The organism is Deinococcus pimensis DSM 21231, from assembly GCF_000519345.1.
Taxonomy (GTDB): domain Bacteria; phylum Deinococcota; class Deinococci; order Deinococcales; family Deinococcaceae; genus Deinococcus_A; species Deinococcus_A pimensis.
In genome coordinates, this window is sequence record NZ_KI912671.1 from 355550 (window position 1) to 356249 (window position 700).

The following is a 700-nucleotide window of genomic DNA, read 5'->3' on the forward strand; positions in this document are numbered from 1 at the left end:
GCACAGGCGGACGGCCGTGGCGCGCCCGCCGCGGGGCTCGTGAAGGCGATGGAGGAACTCTCCACCGCGCTCAGGCCCGTGCTGGCCGGGCGGCGCGGCGACAAGGCCAACGAGGCCAACGAGCGGCGCGTGGACGCGGTGCTGCTCGCGTGGAGCGACGTCGGCCAGGAAGTCCCGCACCTCAGGCCCGCCCTGTCCGAGCTCAGCCTCGAGCTCGACCCGGTGCGGTGCCTCAGGATGCGCGTCTCGGGCGTCGCGCTTGACCCGCGCGCGCGGACCGTGTACGTCAATCTCGGCGCGGGCCTCACTCACGACGAGCTCAAGTACGGCTTCGCGGAGCTCGCGCTGCACCTGCTGCTGGGGCACCCGGCGCGTGGGAAGGACAAGCAGCCGGACGCGTGGGCGCTGGCGTGCGACCTGCTGCTCGCCGGCTGGCTCGAGGCGATGGCCTACGGCAAGCGGCCGGACGACGCGCCGTACCACCCGGTGCTGTCGAAGCTCGATTCGGCCGAGGCGATCTACCTGCGGCTCCTCGACGACCCCACCCTGCTGCGGCGCCGCGCCAGTCTCAGGGGGCAGGGTCTGCCTGACCTGATCGGCGAGGGCGAGGACGCGGCGCGCGCCCTGACCGAGGAGGAGGACCGCCTCTGGCGCGAGGCCGCCGCGCGCGGCATGGAGGAAGCCGACGCGCTCCGCTGGG

The 700-nt window shown here is 74.4% G+C and carries 1 protein-coding gene; it reads left to right on the forward strand.

Annotated elements, in window-relative coordinates:
• Positions 1-700, forward strand: a 700-nt coding sequence (locus tag DEIPI_RS40510; protein ID WP_045234835.1) for a hypothetical protein, incomplete at both ends; no start/stop codon positions are given.